The sequence below is a fragment of the Myxococcus sp. AS-1-15 genome (assembly GCF_020037055.1).
Classification (GTDB): Bacteria; Myxococcota; Myxococcia; order Myxococcales; family Myxococcaceae; genus Myxococcus; species Myxococcus fulvus.
Window position 1 is genome coordinate 262,853 of record NZ_JAIQDF010000011.1, and the last position, 19,079, is coordinate 281,931.

20 protein-coding genes are annotated in these 19,079 nt (G+C 70.9%); 9 read left to right on the forward strand and 11 right to left on the reverse strand.

Going from position 1 to position 19,079, the window contains the following annotated elements; translation table 11 throughout:
- Positions 1 to 138: 138 nt before the first annotated feature.
- Genes K8625_RS27930 through K8625_RS27940 form a run of 3 tightly spaced genes read right to left on the reverse strand, consistent with a single transcriptional unit; the run spans position 139 to position 3,081 of the window.
- Entirely contained in the window at positions 139 to 1,302 is a 1,164-nt protein-coding gene (locus K8625_RS27930; RefSeq protein WP_223784410.1) for a hypothetical protein, read from the reverse strand.
- Between the two features lies 1 nt (position 1,303).
- Complete coding sequence (locus K8625_RS27935; RefSeq protein ID WP_223784411.1) at positions 1,304 to 2,140, reverse strand: hypothetical protein; 837 nt, start codon at positions 2,138 to 2,140, stop codon at positions 1,304 to 1,306.
- Complete coding sequence (locus K8625_RS27940; RefSeq protein ID WP_223784412.1) at positions 2,137 to 3,081, reverse strand: ABC transporter ATP-binding protein; 945 nt, start codon at positions 3,079 to 3,081, stop codon at positions 2,137 to 2,139. The genes K8625_RS27935 and K8625_RS27940 overlap by 4 nt, the downstream gene beginning before the upstream one ends.
- A 249-nt stretch (positions 3,082 to 3,330) precedes the next feature.
- Between K8625_RS27940 and K8625_RS27945 the strand changes: the two genes are divergently transcribed.
- The 7 genes from K8625_RS27945 (at position 3,331) to K8625_RS27975 (ending at position 9,664) form a co-directional block, all read left to right on the forward strand.
- Complete coding sequence (locus tag K8625_RS27945) at positions 3,331 to 3,540, forward strand: hypothetical protein (protein ID WP_141331311.1); 210 nt, start codon at positions 3,331 to 3,333, stop codon at positions 3,538 to 3,540.
- 64 nt (positions 3,541 to 3,604) lie between these two features.
- Entirely contained in the window at positions 3,605 to 4,573 is a 969-nt protein-coding gene (hemB, locus tag K8625_RS27950) for a porphobilinogen synthase (protein WP_223749961.1), read from the forward strand.
- A 74-nt stretch (positions 4,574 to 4,647) separates the two neighbouring features.
- On the forward strand, positions 4,648 to 5,151 hold the full coding sequence (locus tag K8625_RS27955) for a hypothetical protein (RefSeq protein WP_223784413.1): 504 nt from the start codon (positions 4,648 to 4,650) through the stop codon (positions 5,149 to 5,151).
- A gap of 23 nt (positions 5,152 to 5,174) precedes the next feature.
- Positions 5,175 to 5,789, forward strand: a complete 615-nt coding sequence (locus K8625_RS27960) for an RDD family protein (protein ID WP_223750038.1) — start codon at positions 5,175 to 5,177, stop codon at positions 5,787 to 5,789.
- Positions 5,774 to 8,020, forward strand: a complete 2,247-nt coding sequence (locus K8625_RS27965; RefSeq protein ID WP_223784414.1) for an ATP-grasp domain-containing protein — start codon at positions 5,774 to 5,776, stop codon at positions 8,018 to 8,020. The genes K8625_RS27960 and K8625_RS27965 overlap by 16 nt, the downstream gene beginning before the upstream one ends.
- 104 nt (positions 8,021 to 8,124) lie before the next feature.
- Positions 8,125 to 9,504 (forward strand): P1 family peptidase, encoded by a 1,380-nt coding sequence (locus tag K8625_RS27970; RefSeq protein ID WP_223784415.1) that lies wholly within the window; start codon positions 8,125 to 8,127, stop codon positions 9,502 to 9,504.
- Positions 9,505 to 9,547: 43 nt separating this feature from the next.
- A complete protein-coding gene (locus K8625_RS27975) occupies positions 9,548 to 9,664 on the forward strand; it encodes a hypothetical protein (protein ID WP_046713536.1) in 117 nt (38 codons plus the stop codon).
- Between the two features lie 30 nt (positions 9,665 to 9,694).
- Here the strand turns inward: K8625_RS27975 and K8625_RS27980 are convergent, their stop codons facing one another.
- A complete protein-coding gene (locus K8625_RS27980) occupies positions 9,695 to 10,180 on the reverse strand; it encodes a hypothetical protein (protein ID WP_223749957.1) in 486 nt (161 codons plus the stop codon).
- 102 nt (positions 10,181 to 10,282) lie between these two features.
- Between K8625_RS27980 and K8625_RS27985 the strand changes: the two genes are divergently transcribed.
- Both K8625_RS27985 and K8625_RS44285 read left to right on the forward strand, forming a co-directional pair.
- Positions 10,283 to 11,452, forward strand: a complete 1,170-nt coding sequence (locus K8625_RS27985) for an AI-2E family transporter (protein WP_223784416.1) — start codon at positions 10,283 to 10,285, stop codon at positions 11,450 to 11,452.
- Positions 11,453 to 11,513: 61 nt separating this feature from the next.
- Positions 11,514 to 13,271 carry a hypothetical protein gene (locus K8625_RS44285; protein ID WP_305070924.1) on the forward strand — a complete coding sequence of 586 codons (1,758 nt, stop codon included), beginning with the start codon at positions 11,514 to 11,516 and terminating at the stop codon, positions 13,269 to 13,271.
- A gap of 12 nt (positions 13,272 to 13,283) precedes the next feature.
- Here the strand turns inward: K8625_RS44285 and K8625_RS27995 are convergent, their stop codons facing one another.
- The 7 genes from K8625_RS27995 to K8625_RS28025 form a co-directional block, all read right to left on the reverse strand.
- Entirely contained in the window at positions 13,284 to 14,084 is an 801-nt protein-coding gene (locus tag K8625_RS27995) for a nucleotidyl transferase AbiEii/AbiGii toxin family protein (RefSeq protein WP_223749954.1), read from the reverse strand.
- Positions 14,081 to 15,277, reverse strand: coding sequence for a non-canonical purine NTP pyrophosphatase (locus K8625_RS28000; protein ID WP_223784417.1), 1,197 nt, complete (start codon positions 15,275 to 15,277; stop codon positions 14,081 to 14,083). Before K8625_RS28000 ends, K8625_RS27995 begins: the two co-directional genes overlap by 4 nt.
- Positions 15,274 to 16,032, reverse strand: coding sequence for an RNA ligase family protein (locus K8625_RS28005; RefSeq protein ID WP_223784418.1), 759 nt, complete (start codon positions 16,030 to 16,032; stop codon positions 15,274 to 15,276). The genes K8625_RS28000 and K8625_RS28005 overlap by 4 nt, the downstream gene beginning before the upstream one ends.
- 43 nt (positions 16,033 to 16,075) lie before the next feature.
- Positions 16,076 to 16,405, reverse strand: coding sequence for a Carotenogenesis protein CarS (locus K8625_RS28010; protein ID WP_223749951.1), 330 nt, complete (start codon positions 16,403 to 16,405; stop codon positions 16,076 to 16,078).
- Positions 16,402 to 17,070, reverse strand: a complete 669-nt coding sequence (locus K8625_RS28015; RefSeq protein ID WP_141325045.1) for a DUF1109 domain-containing protein — start codon at positions 17,068 to 17,070, stop codon at positions 16,402 to 16,404. The genes K8625_RS28010 and K8625_RS28015 overlap by 4 nt, the downstream gene beginning before the upstream one ends.
- Positions 17,067 to 17,612 (reverse strand): RNA polymerase sigma factor, encoded by a 546-nt coding sequence (locus tag K8625_RS28020; protein ID WP_223750037.1) that lies wholly within the window; start codon positions 17,610 to 17,612, stop codon positions 17,067 to 17,069. The genes K8625_RS28015 and K8625_RS28020 overlap by 4 nt, the downstream gene beginning before the upstream one ends.
- Before the next feature lie 124 nt (positions 17,613 to 17,736).
- Entirely contained in the window at positions 17,737 to 18,933 is a 1,197-nt protein-coding gene (locus tag K8625_RS28025; protein WP_223749949.1) for a metallophosphoesterase, read from the reverse strand.
- Positions 18,934 to 19,079: the final 146 nt, after the last annotated feature.

A 19,079-nucleotide genomic window follows, 5' to 3' on the forward strand; every position in this document is an offset into this window, starting at 1 on the left:
TCGTCGGGGGACTGTCTCGAGGGGGGTGAGACAGGCCTTACGGCGCGAGAGTGTCGCAGAGATCCCCGCGACTTGGCCATGGCGCTCGGTCCTCCGGACGCTCGGAGAGCATGCGCCCACCGGGCGTCCGGCCGTGGATCAGGGCGCTGGGGCCTGCTCGACCCCCACCTTGGCCTCGCTCCCGGTGGGGACAGCGGCCTCGGCGGCGCGGCGCTCCTCCTTGCAGAAGGCCAGCCGCTCCTGGATGACGGCCAGGGGGACGGCCATCTCCAGGGTGAAGGAGTTGCCATCCGGCTTCACCTTGGCGAAGTCGAGCAGCTGGGCCAGGTCCTTGTCCTCGCCCGCCTGGGCCTTGATGCGCGCCAGTGACAGCGCGGCGCCCAGGGACTTGCCCAGGTCCGTCACGTCGTCCGCGTTGGCGCCCTGGATCTCCGCCACCAGCGCCACGTCCGAGCTGGCGTCCAGGTGCAGTTCCACGTTCTGGGCCACGTCACGCAGCCGTTGCGCGAGCGCCGCCTGCTCCTTCGGCAGCAGCCGGGCGATGTGCTCCACGGACAGCACACCGTACATCTCTCCGTACGTGCTGTTCTCGGAGATGGCGGGCGGCTCGTCCGGCCCGCGCCCCTCGACGCGGTCGATGGCGGCCTTCACCTCGTCGGGGGACCTGCCCATGACGAGCAACTGGTTGTTCCACGTCCCGATGGAGGGCCCACCCCGTCGCGTGACGGTGGTGCCGTCCTTCAGCGTGTCGGTGGACTCGCCCGGCTCGTACACGCGCGCGCCCTGGCCGTAGTCCGCGGACACGCGGTCGCCCAACAGCTCCTGGTAGCGCGCGTTGCTGAAGTTGCCCGACAGCATCATCCCCTCGTCGGTGATGACCAGCCGGTCCAGGTCCTGGAGCGGATCCACGCCGCTCTTCTGGCGGAACTGCTCCAGCTGCTTGCCGCCGTCGCGCATCATGCAGTCCAGCAGCAGCGCGCCGATGGGCGAGTGCCTCAGCGCGTTGGCCTCGATGACCACCGCCGTCTTGCCCGGACCCCGGGGCAGCGCCGCGAGCAGTGGATCCCTCGGCTTCGCGGGCACCGCGGCCTGCTCGCCCGCGTCCGGCGCGACGGGCGTCGGCTGCGTCCTGCGCCGCTCCGCGCGCTCCCGCTCCGGCGCGCGCATCCGTCGGGGGAACTCCACCTTGGGCTCCTCGGTCTCGGTCTTGTCGCCCTGACCCAGGAACATCAACACCGCCGCGGCCACGAACAGCAGCGCCGCCATCGCCAACCACGCCCCTCGCTTCTGGCGCCTCTCCATCTCAGTAGTCCTTTCCCTCGAACCGCCAGAATCCCACCACCAGCGCCGCCATCCCGAAGACGAAGACGCCCAGCAGCAGCGTCCCCAGCGAGCGCACCTCCAGGGGCAGCGACGCGGCCAGGTCCCCGGCGGCCTCCGCCAGCGCGGACAGCCGGGGGAGCAGCAGCGTCACCCCCAGGAACGCGTCGCGGCTCAGCCCCTCCTCGAAGAACCGGGCGATCTGCTGCCGGTTGCCCGCGATGATGCCGCCCACCATGAAGGCGAAGCCCGCCGCCGCGCACAAGGCCGCGCTGCGCACCAGCGTCGCCGTGGTCAACATCACCGCGTACACCGCCGCGAAGCCCACGCACGCCATCAACCCCGCGACGAGCGGCCCCACCGTCCAGTACCCCGCCTTCACCCCGAAGATGAGCACCAGCCCCGTGGTGCCATACAGCGTCCCGCCCAGCGCCAGCGTCATCACCCCCAGGAACGTCCCCGCGAGCAGGTGCCAGCGCTGGATGGGCAGCGCGAGCAGGTGCTCGATTCTCCCCGGCGACATCAGGCTGGGCGCGAAGTCCGAGCACGCGACGATGCCGAACAGGATGCCCCCGTAGAACACGATGAACGCCGACGCCTGGTACACCGGCCGCAACGCCACGTCGACGGACTGGATGTTCGCGCGGATGTCCTGACCGAACAGCCGCGACGCCGCCAGCGCCCCGTCGATGACCTCCAGCCTCAGGCTCAGCGCCACCACCGCCAGCACCAGGGTGATGCCCACCATGAAGGCGAGGATGAACTTGCGCGACACCGCCTCGCGCAGCACGTAACCCGCGATTCCCACCACCGGCCTCATGCCGCCACCTCCGCCCGCCCCGCGCCGGCGCCCATCGTCCCCAGCAGCACCGACTCCAGATCCATCCCGTCCCGCCGCAGCTCGACCAGCAACGCCCCGGTGGCCCGCGCCCGGTCCAGCGCGCCGTTGAGCGCCGCCGGGTCCTCGGCCTCCACGTGGTACACGCCGTCCGCCCGCGCCTGGGTGAAGCCCGCGACGGCCAGCGCCTCGGCGCTCGTGCCCGGCGCGAAGCGCACCACCCACCGCGAGCCGCCGCGCACCAGCTCCTCCAGCCGCCCCTCGCGCACCACGCGGCCGTCCGCGAGGATGGCCACGCGATCGCACACGCGCTCCGTCTCCGCCAAGAGGTGCGAGTTCAGGAAGAGCGTCGTGCCGCGCCGGACCTCCTCCTGGAGGATGCGCCGCACCTCCATGCGCCCCATCGGGTCGATGCCGTCCGTGGGCTCGTCCAGGATGAGCAGCTCCGGCTCCCCCACGAGCGCCGCCGCCAGCCCCAAGCGCTGACGCATGCCCTTGGAGTACCCACCAATCTTCCGGCCCACGGCGTCCGAGAGGCCCACGCGCTCGAGCAGCTTCAGGTGGCCCGGCGCGTCCGGCTTCAGGCCCTTGAGCTGGCGCACCATCGCGAGGAACGCGGTGGGCGTCCACGAGCCGGGCAGGTGCAGGCGCTCGGGCAGGTAGCCGATGCGCGCGCGGATGCGGGCATCCTCGGGCGTGCCGCCCAGGACGCGCACGGTGCCCTCGGTGGGCTGGACGATGCCGAGCAGGCTCTTGATGAACGTCGTCTTCCCCGCGCCGTTGGGGCCGATGAGGCCGAAGGCACTTCCTTGGGGAACCGACAGGTCCATGCCCCGCAGGGCGATGTTCCCCGTCCTGCGGAAGGCGCGCTGGTACGTCTTGCGCAGGTTCGTCACTTCGATGGCGGGCGTCTGGGATGTCACGGTCGAAACTGTAGACGAGCCAGCCGTGCGGCGATTGCCTGTGTCGGTCCTCCGGGGGAGGGGCGTGCGGCCGTGCACCCGCTTCGAATCCCCGCGACCTCGTTTTCGCGGCCCTGGGAAATCGGTTTCGCACGCCCGAGGTCGCTGCCGCGCCGCGACACCTCGTCGTTTCGCCCCCTTGCGATGTGGCCCTCCGCTGGTCCGTCCCGTGCAATCCCCGCCGGCACACCCCAAGGCAGGAGGAAGTGGATGACGTACGCGGAACGCGTCGAGCAGCAGCGTGAAGAGGCCCGTCGGGAGCTGGCGGCCGCCGAGCAGGAGCTGGCGTCCGGCGGGGAGGCGGCGCGCGTGCGCTACGCCCGGGCGCTGCACGAGGCGGACCTCGCGGAGGCCCGCGCCCAGCGCCACGCCCGGGAAGGCCGGCGTCATCAGCACAGCTGGAGGCTCGTCGCAGGGTGAGCGGGCGGGCGCCCGGACGGAAACGATGAAGGCGTGGGCGCGCCGGTTTATACCGGCGAGCACCATGGCCCATCCCGTCCACCGCCCCCGCCGCCTCCGTCGTTCGCCCGTCCTGCGCGAGATGGTGCGCGAGACGCGCCTCGACCCGGGGAACTTCATCTACCCCCTCTTCGTCGTGGAGGGCCGGGACGTGCGCCGTCCCATCGCCTCCATGCCGGGCATCTTCAACCTCTCGCTCGAGCACGCCGTGGCCGAGGCCCGCCTGGCGAAGTCCCTGGGCGTCCCCTCGGTCATCCTCTTCGGCATCCCCGACCACAAGGACGCTCAGGGCACCCAGGGCTACGCGCGCGACGGAATCGTCCAGCGCGCCATTCGTGAAATCAAGGCGGCCGAGCCCGACCTCCAGGTCATCGCGGACGTGTGCCTGTGCGAGTACACGGACCACGGCCACTGCGGGGTGCTGGAGGACGGCCACGTGGTCAACGACGCCACGCTGCCGCTGCTCGCGCAGATGGCCGTCACCTGCGCCCAGGCGGGCGCGGACATCATCGCCCCCTCGGACATGATGGACGGCCGCGTGGGCGCCATCCGCAAGGCGCTGGACGAGGTGCGCCTCATCGACGTCCCCATCATGTCCTACGCGGTGAAGTACGCCTCCGGCTACTACGGCCCCTTCCGCGAGGCCGCCCAGAGCACGCCCAAGTCTGGAGACCGCCGCGGCTACCAGATGGACCCGGGCAACGTGCGCGAGGCGCTCAAGGAGGCCGCGCTGGACGTGGAGGAGGGCGCCGACATGCTGATGGTGAAGCCCGCCCTGGCCTACCTGGACGTCATCCGCGCCGTGCGCGAGCGCTTCGACCTGCCGCTGGCCGCCTACAACGTCTCCGGCGAGTACGCCATGCTCAAGGCCGCCGGCCAGAATGGTTGGATTGACTACGAACGGGTGATGCTGGAGACGCTCACCGGCATCAAGCGCGCGGGCGCCGACCTCATCATCACCTACCACGCGCTGGAAGCCGCGAAGCTCCTGTAGCCAACACCACCAGGGCCCGCGCGCGGGTTGCGCTTGATCCGCCGCGGGCGTTGCGTCCAAATAGCCGGCGCACGATGCCCACCAAGAAGAAGCGTCCCAGACGCAAGTCGGAGAAGCCCCCGCCCCAACGTCGGCGCGGTCCGGCGAAGCCGAAGCGCTCCCGCACCCGGCGCGCCCCCGTGATTCGTACCGGGGCTTCGTTGCAGTACAAAGTGGTCGAGCTGTCCACGGTGGACGAGGGGGCGCTGGAGCGCGCCCTGAACGAGTGGACGGCGAAGGGCTGGAACCTGGACGGCGTGCAGTTCGCGATGCGCGAGTCCTCCAAGCGGCCGGCCATGGCGTTCATCTTCTTCACCCGGGAAGGCGTGGCGGCGGCGCCGGACGAGGACGCCGCGCGGGCGAAGCTCTTGCGCCTGTCCGAGTCGGGGCCGACGTCGGCGGGGAATGCGTGGACGCCGGGCGAGGGTTCCCATCCTCCGTTCCATCCCTTGAGCGCGCATGAGCGGCTGGCGCGGCTGGCGGGGTTGGACGAGCCGGAGCCACCCGAGGAGGGTCTCACGTTGGAGCCCGAGGAGTGAGCGCGCCCCCAGAGCGCATCCTGATGGCGGCCAGCCGTGGCGGTGGCCGCGCGTTGAGGCTCGTCGTCGAGGACAGTGAGCCGGGCTCGCCGTACCCGAAGGCGTCGCTGTGGCTGCGCCTTGGCGCGCGCGCGGTGGACGTGGCGGTGGCGTGGGGCCTGTATGTCGTGTGCGGCCGCGCGGGCTCCGTCGTCGCGCTGCTGTTCCTCCTGCTCGCGGACGGGATGATCCAGGGCCAGAGCGTGGGCAAGCGCATCTTCGGCGTGAAGGTGATGCACCTGCCCACGCGCTCGGCGGCGCGACACCGCGACAGCACGCTGCGCAACGCGCCGCTGTCGCTCATCGTCTTGTTGGGGATGATGCCGGAGCCGCTGGGGCCGGTGGCCGCGGTGGCGGGGCTGGTCGTCATCGGCGGCATCGAGGCGTGGCGCGTGGTGAGGGATCCGCTCGGCTGGCGGCTCGGCGACACCTGGGCGCAGACGCAGGTGGTGGACGGGAAGGTTGTGGCGGGCGCAACCGTTGCAGCCCGCGACCCGGTGGCGCATCAGCGCGCGCCGGGCAGACTCATGTCCGCGGCGAAGGTGCGCCGCGGTCGCTCGCTCAAGAAGAGAAGGGGGCTACCGTGCGCATCGCGCTGACCCACAATCTCAGGTTGTCTGATTCGGAAGAAGAAGCGGAGTTCGACACCCAGGAGACGGTCAACGCGCTGGCGGCGGCCATCGAGCGGCTGGGCCACCGGCTGGAGCGCTTCGAGGTCAGCGGCCCCGCCTCGCGCACCGTGGCGCGGCTGGAGGCGTACAGCCCCGACCTCATCTTCAACACCGCCGAGGGCCGCCGCGGCCGCTTCCGCGAGGCGTTCTATCCCGCGCTCTTCGACGAGCTGGGCTTCCCGTACACGGGCTCGGACGCGTACGCGCTGGCGGTGACGCTGGACAAGCAGCTCACCAAGCTCGTGTTGTCCAAGCAGGGCATCCGCACCCCGGGCTGGCAGTACGTGGAGAAGCTCAGCGAGCTGACCGCGGAGAACCTGCGCTTCCCCGTCATCGTGAAGCCCAACTTCGAGGGCTCCTCCAAGGGCATCACCCAGGACTCCATCGCGGAGACGCTGGACGAGGTGCGCGCCAAGGTGTCCGCCGCGCTGGAGAAGTACCCCGCCGGCGTGCTGGTGGAGGAGTACATCCCGGGCCGCGACCTGACGGTGCCGTTCCTGGCCGCGGTGGACAACGACTACGACGGCGTGCTCACGCCCGTGGAGTACGTGGTGGACCCGGCGGTGACGGCGGGCCGGCGCTACGCCATCTACGACTACGAGCTGAAGACGAAGAAGGAGAGCGCCGTCTCGGTGCTCGCGCCCGCGCGCATCCCGGCGCGCACCGCCGAGGACGTGCGGAAGATGGCGCAGAAGATCTACCAGGCGCTCGACTGCAGGGATCTGGGCCGCATCGACTTCCGCCTGAGCGACGCGGGCGTGCCGTACTTCCTGGAGATCAACGCGCTGCCCAGCCTGGAGCCGGGCGCGGGCATCTACGCCTCCGCGGAGCTGGACGGTCTGCACCTGGACGGGGTCATCAACTCCATCATCCAGAGCGCGGCCAAGCGCTACAAGATCAAGGACTCCTCCCGGCGCCAGGGCAAGCCCGCGCGCAAGACGGGGCCGCTTCGCGTCGGCTTCACGTACAACGTCAAGCGCGTCAAGCCGAGCGCCCACGGCGAGGCGGTGGAGGACAGCGAGGCGGAGTACGACTCGCCCAACACGCTGCAGGCCATCCGCGAGGCGATTGCGTCCTGGGGTCACGAGGTCATCGACCTGGAGGCCACCGCGGAGCTGCCCACGGTGCTGTCGAGCACGCCGCTGGACATCGTCTTCAACATCGCCGAGGGCTTCAAGGGCCGCAACCGCGAGAGCCAGGTGCCGGCCATGCTGGAGCTCCTGGACATCCCGTACACGGGCAGCGATCCGGCGACGCTCTCCATCGCCTTGGACAAGGCGCTGGCGAAGAAGATCGTCCGTCAGGCGGGCATCCTCACGCCCAACTTCCAGCTGATGGCCACGGGCAAGGAGCGGCTCAACAAGGAGTTCACCACCTTCCCGCTCATCGTGAAGCCGGTGGCGGAGGGCAGCTCCAAGGGCGTCGTCACCAAGAGCGTCTGCCACAGCGAGGCGGAGCTGCGCGAGGTGGTGCGCGAGATCGCCAGCAAGTACCAGCAGCCGGCGCTCATCGAGGAGTACATCGGTGGGCGTGAGTTCACGGTGGGCCTGCTCGGCGAGCGGCGCCCGCGCGTGCTGCCGCCCATGGAGATCGTCTTCCTGGACAAGGGGGAGAAGAACCCCGTGTACAGCTTCCAGCACAAGCTGGATTGGACGGACCGCATCCGCTACGACGCGCCGGCCAAGCTGGAGCCCGCGCTGCTGGAGAAGCTGCGCACGGCCGCGCGCAGCTCGTTCATGGCGCTGGGATGCCGCGACGTCGCGCGCATCGACTTCCGCATGGACGACAAGGGGCGCATCTACTTCATCGAGTGCAACCCGCTGCCCGGCCTCACGCCCGGGTGGAGCGACCTGGTGCTCATCGCGCAAGGCGCGGGCATGGACTACCGCGCGCTCATCGGTGAGATCATGGCCCCCGCCATCCGCCGCTACAAGGAGCGCGCGTCGCGCCGCGCCGCCAGCGAGCACCCGCATCCCGTCGTGCAGCCAGGGCTGCACAAGGGCCCCGCGCTCGACGAGCACGCCGCGCCTGTCGCCACCTCGGCTCCGGTCGCGCCCGGGAGCAGCGCTGCGCCGAATGGCTCGAACACTCCCGTGAATGATGCCAGCACCGCGCCCGCGTCGACGGACGGCGTGCCGCGCATCGAAGCCAAGGCGTGATGCTCGGCCTCTCGGGGCCCTCCGAGGAGGGCCTTTCGAGCGCCTGAAGATATTACGCGGTCGGAGTGGTTGACGGTGGGTGATGGTCCGCTAGTGTGGCCGGCATGGTGCACATCCCCGAGTACATGGGACCGCGGGTTCGCGCCCGCGAGCTGGGACTTCCGTTGGGCCGGTTCAAGCCCGGCAAATACAACGCCATCACCGACGTGGAGGGCGTGCTCGTCGGCCACTGCACGCTCATCCAGGGCGACGGTCCGCTGAGGCCGGGGCACGGCCCGGTGCGCACGGGCGTGACGGCCATCATGCCCAACAAGGGCAACATCTTCATGGAGCGGATGACGGGAGGCGGCTTCGTGCTCAACGGCGCGGGCGAGGTCTCCGGCATGACGCAGCTCATGGAGTGGGGCCTCGTCGAGACGCCCATCCTGCTCACCAACACCATGGCGGTGGGCGCGGTGTCGGACGGCGTGGCCCGCCACCTGGTGGAGCGCTACCCGGGCATCGGCGACGAGCACGACGTCATCATCCCCGTCGTCGGAGAGTGCGACGACTCGTGGCTCAACGACATCTCCGGCCGGCACGTGCGCGAGGAGCACGTCTTCGAGGCCATCCGCAACGCGGCGTCCGGCCCGGTGGCCGAGGGCAACGTGGGCGGCGGCACTGGCATGGTGACGTGCGACTTCAAGGGCGGCATCGGCACGTCGTCCCGCAAGCTGCCGGAGGTGCTGGGCGGCTACACGCTGGGCGTGCTGGTGATGTCCAACTTCGGGAAGATGCACAACCTGCGCGTGGGCGGCCTGCCCATGGGCGAGGTGCTGGCGGAGAAGTTCAAGGGCGCTCCCAAGCGCGGCACCACCTACGGCTCCATCATCGCGGTGGTCGCCACCGACGCGCCGCTGCTCAGCCATCAGATCAACCGCCTGTGCAAGCGCGTGGGCCTGGGCATCGGCCGGGTGGGCAGCTACGCGGCGCACGGCTCGGGCGAAATCGTGGTGGGCTTCTCCACCGCGAACATCATCCCGCGCCGCACGCAGAAGATGGTCTACAAGCTGAAGCTGCTGCTGGATCAGCGCCTGGACCCCCTCTACGAGGCGGTGATGGAGGCCACCGAGGAGGCCATCCTCAACGCCATGTGCATGGCCACCTCCATGACGGGCGCCAACGGCAACCACTGCCCGGCGCTCCCCCTGGACGAGGTCCGCCGCTTCCTGGACGCGTTCAAGCCCATCTTCGCCTCGGTCAAGAAGCGCCCCCAGCAGAGCAGCGCCCCCGCCTCCCGGGAGAAGCCCACCGACGAGGACCGGGAGGGGGAGGTGACGGTGTCCGCCGCCAGACCCACCCAGGTCCGGGGGGCGGAGGGCATTCCCTACCCGACGCGCCCCGCTCCCGAGGTGGCCGAGGGGGCGGCCCCAGGCCCCGAAACGGCCTCCGGACCCCCTCCGGAGGGTTCCTCTTCCGGGAGCCCTTCAGGTTCTGATAGTTAAGCGCCTCTTTTCACGTCTCCGTCATGGAGCACAGGAGTCAACGATGGCCCGCAGCAAGAGCAAGCACCGCCGCGTGCAGATGAAGATCAAGCAGGCCTGGAAGAAGCGGGCCAAGAAGAACAAGGCGGAGGCCAAGGCCGCCGCCGAGAAGAAGAAGTAGGCAGGTCCGCCCCGTTGGCGGCCCGTGGCGCTACTCCCGGGTCGCCGAGAACGGGGTGACGAAGCTGCACCGCTGGGGCGGCTCCACGCCCGGGCGCGAGAAGTTCCCCGTGAACGTCCCGTCGAGTCGCGCCGTGCCGCCGTCCCCCTCGGGGGACGTGTAGCGACCGGCGAGGCTCAGCGTGTCCATCCTCCCGCCGTCCTGTCCCGGGCCCGTGCCGGCCATGGAGAAGGAGCCCTCGGCGGAGATGGTCCCCAACAGTCCCACGCCCTCCAGGTTCCCGATGAGTCGGTCCGCCGAGCGGGTGACGTCCAGGGGCCTGTTGCGCGGCAGCTCCACACCCAGGTTGAGGCATTCGGCGGGCACCCCCGCGTCGCCGAAGGCCATGCGATAGCGGCCCTCCATCGCCGGACAGTCAGTGCACGGCGCGGCGGAGTCTCCGCAGCCCGGGGCGCCGAGTCCCAGGGCAGTGGCCAGTACCGCGAGGCCCGTCAGCGTCAAACGTCCAGTAGTCATGGGTGGTGTCCTCATGTGGGGGATGTCGGACTTCCCGGCGGGAAGCGCGATTCCTAGGTTGGAAGCGGGCAGTGGGCTCGTCGGGCGGGGTGGGGTGGGGCGGTGGCTGATTCGCGGCGGTGGTCGAACTACGTGTTCGCGGCGCTGTTTGCGCTGGCGTTGATTCTCTTCTCCAGGATTCTGTTGCCGTTCCTGATGCCGGTGTTGCTGGGCGGCTTCCTGGTCGTCCTGTTCATGCCGGTGCAGGACTACCTGTGTCAGAAGCTGCGGGGCCGCAAGCCCTTGTGCGCCGGGTTGTCCACCCTCACGGTATTCCTCCTCATCCTCGCGCCGCTGGCCCTCGTCGGGTGGATGGTGGCGCGTGAGGTGTTCCAGTTCGTCGGCCAGGCGCAGGACCTGCTCGAGCGGGTGGACCTGCGTCACCAGTTCGCCTCCAGCCTGCCCCGCGGCCTGAGCCGCTACATCCGGTTCGACCTGGAGAGCGCGCAGACGGAGCGCTCGCTGATGGCGGCGGTGACGGGCGGCGCGGCCCTGCTCAAGGACCTGGTGGGCGCGGGCACGGAGCTGGTCATCAACATGTTCCTGATGACGGTGGCCATGTACTACTTCTTCCTCGACGGTCGCCGGCTCGTCGCGGAGGTGACGCGGCTGATTCCGTTGGACCGTCGCTACTTCGAGGCCTTCTCGCGCGAGTTCACCGACGTCGCGTACGCCATCGTCTACGGCAACACCGTCACGGCGCTCATCCAGGGCGCGGTGGGCTTCGTGGGGTTGCTCATCGCCGGGGTGCCGCACGCGGGGGTGTGGGGCGCGGCCATGGTGCTGGTGGCGCTGGTGCCCGTGGGCGGCACGGCGCTGGTGTGGGGCCCCATCGGCGTGGTGTTCATCGCCATGGGCAAGGTGAGCGAGGGCGTCTTCCTGCTCGCGTGGGGCACCTTCCTGGTGGGGACCATCGACAACGTCATCCGCCCCCGGCTGTGCGGCTCGCGCATGGCGCTGCACCCGCTGCTCGTCTTCCTGTCCATGTTCGGCGGTCTGGCCGTGTTCGGGATGATGGGGCTCCTGGTGGGGCCGCTCATCGCGTCCATCTTCATGGCGATGGTGCGCATCTACCGTCGCGACTTCCTGGGCATCGGTCGCGCGGCCTACGTGGCGGAGTCCACCGGGTCGGCGCGGCAGGCCCCCGACGAGGAAGGGAACGAGCCTGAGTCGGAGGGGCGGCCCGTGTCCGCTCCCTCGGTGGTGGGAGCCCCGGCGCACCTCAACGCCTGAGAGCGGACCGCCGGGCAAGCCTGGACATCGCGTGCGGGCTGGGTGAACCTTCCAGTCCCGAATGATGAACTCCCAACACGCGATGGTCCGCTGGGGCCTGGTGCTCTTCACGGCGGTGACGCTGGCCTCCCCGGGAGCGCTGGCGCAGGTCGTCAAGAAGAAGCGCGCGGTGCCCGCCCAGGTGGTGGCGCCCAAGGCGAAGGCGAAGCCGGCCAAGGCGCGGGAGGCGAAGTCCAGGAAGACGGCCACGCCCAGGGAGGCTCCCAAGCAGCTCGTCGTGTTGACGGTGGAGGGAGATCGCGGCGGGAAGGTCCGGGCACAGCTCGAGTCGGCCCTGCGCCGCGCGAAGCCGGTGAAGGTGGCGTCGCTGAAGCAGTACGCCACCCTCGGCAAGAAGGAAGGCCTGAAGGGCAACACCCTGTTCACCGACGCGCCCCTGGCCCGGGTGGCGCCGAGGATGAAGCTGGACGCGGCCGTCACTGGCACCGTGAGCGGCTCGAGCCTGACGGTGCGCGTGCTGGACGCGAGCGGCACCGTGCTGGGGGAGCAGGACGTGAAGCTGACGCGGGGCAGGCTCGCGCCCGCGGACGTGAAGCTGGCGGTGGCCGCGGTGGTCGAGGCGCTGAGTGGCGCGACGCGTCCGTTCGAGGAGCCCGTCACCCCGTCCGAGCCGCTCGCTCCCGTCGAGCCCGTGACGCCTCCGACGCCCGTCGCCGAGGCGCCCCGGACGCCGACGCCTCCGTCCGAGAAGCCGATGGAGACGCCGAAGCCGCTGGAGCCCGTGGCGGAGCGTCCCGTGGAGAGCCCGAAGCCGCTGGAGCCCGAGCGCCCGAAGCCCGCTCCGAAGGCGCCCGAGATGGTGGCCATCGGCCCCCAGCCGAAGGACGGACCTCCGCCGATGGACGAGGAGCCCGAGTCGCACACGACGACGGACCCGTTCCTCGAGGTGGAGCTGGACACGGGCTCGGGTGGCACCGTGGGCGAGGAGCCGCCGCGTCCGCCGCTGGCCCGGCTCACGCTGGGCGGCACGACGACGTGGCGGAAGTACTGCACGCGTCCGGGCGTGAAGTCCTGCGGCGAGTTCGACCGCAAGCCCGAGGAGGAGCAGGTGGGCGATCGCGCCGACTACGAGTCCTCCGTGCCGTACCTGGGCATCTCCGCGGAGCTGGAGCTGTTGCCCTTCGCGCGCCGTCCCTCCGCGTTGCGCGGCCTGGGCGCGGTGCTGGGCTACCGGCGCGGGTACGCGTCCACCAACGTGACGCTGTTCAACGACGTGGGCCAGTCCGCCACGCGTGAGGTGGTGGCCACCGACTCGGTGCTCACCGCGCAGGCGATGTACCGCTACTTCTTCGGCTTCGGCTCGTCGCGCCAACTGCTGGGCTACGCCGGGGTGAAGGCGGGCCTGCTCACGCGCGCGTTCGACGTGGAGGAGGACGCGGACAGTCCGCTGTCCAGCACGCATCGCTTGTACCCGGCGGTGGGCCTGGAGGTCTCCGTGCCGCTGCTTCGCCAGGTGCGGCTGGAGGCCGCGGGGCAGCTCTTCATCAGCCCGAAGCCCGGCCAGGGGTTCGATGACGAGGGCGGCGCGCTGGACCTGGAGGTGAGTGACTACGGTACGTCAGTGTCGACGTTCGGCTGGGAGGCGGAGCTGGGCGTCGCCGGCGAGCTGTGGGGCCCGTTCGGCTACCAGCTGCGCTTCAAGCTGTCGCACTACAAGGACACCTTCAGTGGCCCCGGTGCTCGCATCGGCTGGGACAACGGAGGCGTGGCCGAGGACACGTACTCCAGCATCCACTGGGGACTCACGGCCTCGTACTGACGCCCAGGCAGGTCACGGGCGCGAGGATGGAAGCGCTCGCGCCGCGGCCCACACCGGACGGATGGCGACGGACACCGCCGTCACCACCTCCGAGAGTCGCTCGGGGCGTCCCTCGGCCTGACTGGCCCGATAGCGCGCCCACTTTTCCAGGCTCCACGGACTCTGGCCCAGCTCGCCGGACACCAGCCGCTCCATCACGTCCAGCGAGTCTCCGCGCGAGTCGAACGCGAGCCGCAGCGCCGCGGGCAACAGCGCGGACTCCAGCGGCGCGTGACGCGTGAGCAGGTACACGTCGAACAGGTCCTTGGGGCGGAAGCGTCCCTTGCCTCGCTCGAAGAGGCCGTGGAGCTTCCACGCGAGCAACGTCTCGGGACGACACGCGAGCACGCGCGCGGTGGTGCCGTCGTCCGTCGCGTAGTCCAACCAGGCGGGCGGCGGATTCATCGGGTCGCCGAAGCCGGTGTCGATGCGCAGCAACTGAGGGGACTCTTCGCCGGGCAGCCAGGTCTCCACGTGGATGCGCACGCCGGGGAATGGTGTCTCCGCCCAGATGACCTCCGAGCGCAGGGCGCCGAAGACGAAGCCATCTCCGACGTCCACGCCCAGCACGTCCACGAACCGGTCCACCGTGTCGCCCTCGTGGAACGGGAAGGCCGCGAGGAAGTCCAGGTCCTCCACCGGGCGCGGGACGGGGCCGCTCCACAGCCGCATCATCAGCCCGCCCCGCAGGATGAGGTGAGGGGCCTGGGACGTGCGCGCGAGCCGACGGAGCGCGGCGGCGCTGGCGCGGAGCGGGAAGGGCAGGGGGCTCATGTCGAGGTCTCCAGCCAGCCCCGGTCCAGCGCGTGGTTGGAGTCGTAGACGGTGTACTCGCGCAGCCGCTGCGTCAGCGGCAGACCCAGCCCCGCGAGGTCCTCGAGGAGCGCGTCGAAGCGCGCGTCCGCCTTCACCTTGCCCAGGCCGTGGACGCGGAGCGTGACGAAGCGCTCGGAGGCGCCGTCCTCGCGCACCTTGCGCGCGTTGCGGGACAGGTGGGCACCATGGCTCGCGCAGCGGGCCTGCAGGGCCTCCAGGTCCGCGCCGTGCGCGGGGAGCAGGACCTTCACGTGGAACTCGAAGTAATTGGACGGCTGGGCGAGCGCCGCGGCGTCGTCCTCCGGCATGTCGCGGTTCTTGCCCAGGGCCTCCAGCTTCATTCGCGTCACGTCGAAGCCATCGCTGGCGAGCGCGCGCGCCATGTCCCTGACCTCCTCCAGCGCATGACGGAGCGTGCCGTGGTGGTACGAGGCCGTCATGGGTTGGAACGGCTCGGCGCCTCGGCCCAGCTCGATGAAGATGCACTTCACGGAAGCCGCGTCGCAGAACGCGCGGAAGCGCCGCAGGTCCTCCTCCGAGCGGGCGGAGACGGTGAGGTGGGCCTCGTAGGCACCGCCCGGGGACGCGGGGCGCAGCAGGTCGGCCAGCTCCAGGTAGGGCCGGTGGCGCATGTTGAGGAAGAACTTGTTGCGCTCCATCTCCGCGAGCGTGCGCTGATAGCCATCCGGCAGCCACGCGTTGTCCCAGCCGAAGCCGCCGCTGCCACGCGGCTCGGTGAGCAGCATGCCCTCGATGGCGTCCTCGAAGATGCGGACGTGGTCCGGATGCCCGTCCTCGCTGAAGGCCACGGCCACGCGCGTGCGCCCACGACGGCCACCGTGCTCGGAGAGGAAGTCCTGCATGCCCCGCTCGAGCAGCTCCTTCTTGAAGCGAGCGCCGGTGAAGCAGGTGCCGTCATCCAGCTCCAGGGCGGTGGTCTCCACGAAGCATGGCGCGCCCAGCACGGCGGAGGCCGCCAGCACCTTGCGCTTCGCGATGCTCGCGAGGTCCAACGGGCCCGGGCCCTGGAGCTCCGCGTCGGAGAGGCCGGGCAGCGCGAGCTTCCTGGGCGAGACGTCGAGTCCCGCCAGCAGTCGGCCGACCTCGTCGGCCTTGAAGCGGTTCCCGGTGACGAAGATGGCCCGGCTCATGGAAGCACTTCCCGCGCAGAGGGCGCCGACGGGCGCCAGTTCCAGTGGGCGGGTCGCCCGGTGTTCTCGGGCAGGAGGCTCCCGTCCACCTTGTCGCGACGGACATACTTGGTCAGCAGCTCCACCCTGACACCCTTGCCGACCTGTCGCTCCAGGCGCCACACCGCCCCCTCCACGGGGTCCTCTGCCCCATGGAAGCCTCCCGACGCGAGGCGGCCCAGGGCGGACTCGATGTCGAGCGGGCCGCCCTCGTGGATGAGCCCTGGCGTGACGAAGCCGCCCGCACCGACTCGGGCGGTGAGCTGCTCCCACGGCAGGCGCTGTCCCTGGTGCATCAGGTCGAACACGACGAACGGCTCGTGCGGCAGCGCGTAGCGGGTGCCATGGGCGAGCGCGAGCCACTCGCCGACCATCCACTCGCCGGGTTGGAGCACGGCCCTGAAGCGCTCGGCATGGAGGGAGACCCAGTCCGCCCACATCCTACGGGCCTCGTTGGGGGAGCTCGCGGCGAGGCGCCCCTCGCGACCGAGCGCGACGACTTCATCTCCGAGCCTCGCGGCGGCGACACACGAGCCGTCCAGCTTCTCCAGGACGATGACGCGGTCCTTCTCGTCGCGAAGGTGCTCGGTGCAGACGCGGGCCAGCGCGGTGCTCAGGTGGTGGTCGGCGGGACCCGTGCGCGAGCCGGGCAGATGGGGAATCGAGCCGTAGGCCTTGCGACCCAGCGGGCGGAGTGGAGCGTCGGGCGGTGTCACCACCCCGGAATCATGCCCTGCTCCGGTGCGCCGTGCCGGGCGCTCACTGCACGCGCCACACGGTGGGGCGGGGCCGCTCGGCCTTCTTCTCGCGAGGCGGGCGCGGCAGGGGCGCGGAGGCCCACTCCGGGACGAGCTCGTCCATGAAGAACAGGTCCTCGCCCAGGCCGTCGACACGCACCTGGATGAGCGGGTCCGCGGGGTACTGGGCCACGGGGTCGTCGTACACGAGCGCCACGACGACGCCGGTGTGGCCCAGGAAGCCGGCGCTGATGGTGCCGTCGGACGAGTGGGCGACGACCTTCACGCGCTCGCCAATCCTCACCGGCGCGCCGTCCACGTTCGTGCTCACGATGAGGGAGGGGTCGTTCATGGGGCGTAGGAGCGGGGCTTGAGGGTGCGTGAAACGACGAGGGCCACCACACAGATGAGCCCCCAGGCGAACAGGTGGTAGCCCGCGACGTGGCGCCAGTCCTGCTCGCAGGCCAGCTCACCGACGAAGGCGCCCGTCGTGCCGACGGACAACCCAGCGCACAGGGCGCGCAGCGGCTGGAACGCGGCCCCGCGCAGCACCACCACGGCCATCACCAGGGGGATGATGCCCACGGCCAGGTGGCTCGCGGTGCACACCCAGCCGGGCAGGGACGGAGGCGTCGTCGGAGAGCCGCGCGCGAGCACCAGCGTCGCCGCGCAGGCCATGGCCAGTCCCACGGCGGCCCGACGCAAATCCCGTCCGCGCGGAGACAGCGCGCCCCAGGCACACACGCCGCTCGTCACGAGCAACAGGAGCAACAGCGGCGCACGCGTCCACAGGGCCGCCGCGCTGACCGCGCCCACCGCCAGCATCACCCCGGCGGCCAGCAGCGCGATGCCTCCCGAGGACGCCATCATCCACGTGGCCAGGGTGCGCCAGCTCCGCACGGGCTTGCGCAGCGCCAGCTCGCTCCGGGCGCTCGCGAGGGCGCGCTCCAGCGCCGCGGTGTCCGGCGGGCGGGGCTCCTCCTGGAGCAGGGCGTCGATGTCCATGGGCGTCTTCATCGCGCCTCTCCCAGCCCTCCGAGCAGCTCCCGGAGCTTCTCGTATCCCCGATGCGCCCGCAGCCGCGCGGCGCCCGCGCTGATGCCCCGGAGCGCGGCAATCTCCTCGAACGACCAGCCCTCCACCTTGCTCAGCACCACCGCCTCGCGGTGGTCGGGAGGAAGCTGTTGTAACGCGTCCAGCAGGTGCCGGCGCAGCGACGGGTCCCCGGAGGGTGGGGGCGCGGATGTAGGAGCGCCTGTGCCCTCTCCGGAGGAGTAGGCGTCCACGTGCTGACGGTGGCGCAGTGCATCGCGCGCGGCGTTGGCGGCGATCGTCATCAACCAGGGCGAGAAGCGGGTGCCGCGCTCATAGCGGCCGCGGGCCCGGACGACGGACAGGAAGGTGGTCTGCAAGAGGTCCTCGGCGAGCGAGCCGTCGCGCACCATCCGCGTCAGGAAGCCCTGCACCCGCCCCGAGTGACGGGCGAAGAGGGCCTCGAAGGCGTCTTGTGCACCAGCGCAGAACCGTTCCATGAGCTCTTCGTCCGAGGGACTCCCCATCACCCGGCTCATGGACGGCCCACCCTGAAATGTGTTTCCGGAGTCCCCCAGGCCCCTCGGAGAGTCTGTGTCGGGCACCCGATGCTGGGATGCCCGACGAGGCGGCGCGCCAGCCGGCCAGGGCCTACCCGGGCATCAGCACCAGGCGGGCGATCTCGGGCGGGGCCCCCACGCGCATCGGCGGGCCCACGAAGCCGCAGCCGCGGCTGACGTAGATCTGCGAGTCGCCCGTGCGGCTGAGCCCCGCGTTGCGCTCCCGCCAGATGAGGTCTCCCACCACGTTGCCCGGGAACATCTGGCCACCGTGGGTGTGGCCGGAGACCTGGAGTCCCACGCCTCGCCGGGCGACCTCGTCGAAGTTGGAGGGCTGGTGCGCCAGCAGCACCGAGGCCTGGTCCGGGCTCACCTCGCGCAGCGCCGCGTCCAGGTCGTATCCGGGCAGACCCATCCGGTCCGCGCTCCAGTCGTCCACGCCCGCGAGCATGAACGATGCGCTCGCGTCGCCGATGGACACGGCGCGATTGCGCAACACGTTGATGCCCAGACGCTCCAGGTAGGCGACCCATGACGATGCGCCCGAATAGTAGTCATGGTTTCCGGTGACGAAGTACACCCCATGTCGCGCGCGCAGGGCGCCGAAGCCGGCCACGTAGGCCCCCAGGTCCGCCACGGTGCCGTCGACCAGGTCCCCGGTGATGGCGATGACGTCCGGCTTCAGCGCGTTGGTGCGCGCCACCAGCTCGTCCACGAAGTGGCGCTGGAGCACGTCCCCCACGTGGATGTCGGTGAGCTGCACCAGGGTGAAGCCGTCCAGCGCCCGAGGCAGCCGGGGCAGGCGCACCGGGGTGTCGCGTACGTCGGGCGGATGGAAGGCCCGCCAGGCGCCGAACGAGGTCGTCGCCACGCCCGCCAGGCCCGCGCCCAAGGCCAGGCCACCGGTGATGATGGCGCGGCGCTCGGGAGACGGCGGACCCGAGGAGGGCTGCTCGGCGGGCGGTGCGGCACGGCGCGCGAGCCTGCGCCTGCCACGCTCGAGCAGCTCCGCCCCCAGCGTGAAGAAGAGCAGGTACATCACCAGGCCCATCCACGCGAGCAGGCCGATGCCCACCGTGCGCATCAGGTCCGAGGGGAACAGGCTCCCCAGGAAGCGGAAGCCCACCGCGCCGAAGAAGCCGAGCGTGAAGAGCACCTGCGCGGCGCGCCGTGGCGCCTGGCGCGGGATGAGGTCCCTCACCAGCCGGCGGTACAGGTAGACATGGGCGCTCGCCATCAGCGCGAGCACGGGGACGAAGAACAAGAGGAGGCTGAGCCAGCGGGGCATCGCGCTCCTGAATAGCGGAAGCCCTCGGCCGGTGCCCGTGCATTTCGCCAGGGGTCTCTCCACTGGCTCCAGACGCCCCTGGCGGCAGGCAGGCGGTCGCACTTCCGCTTTCGCGAAAGGACGCATCGGGGCAGGCTTGGGGTCGT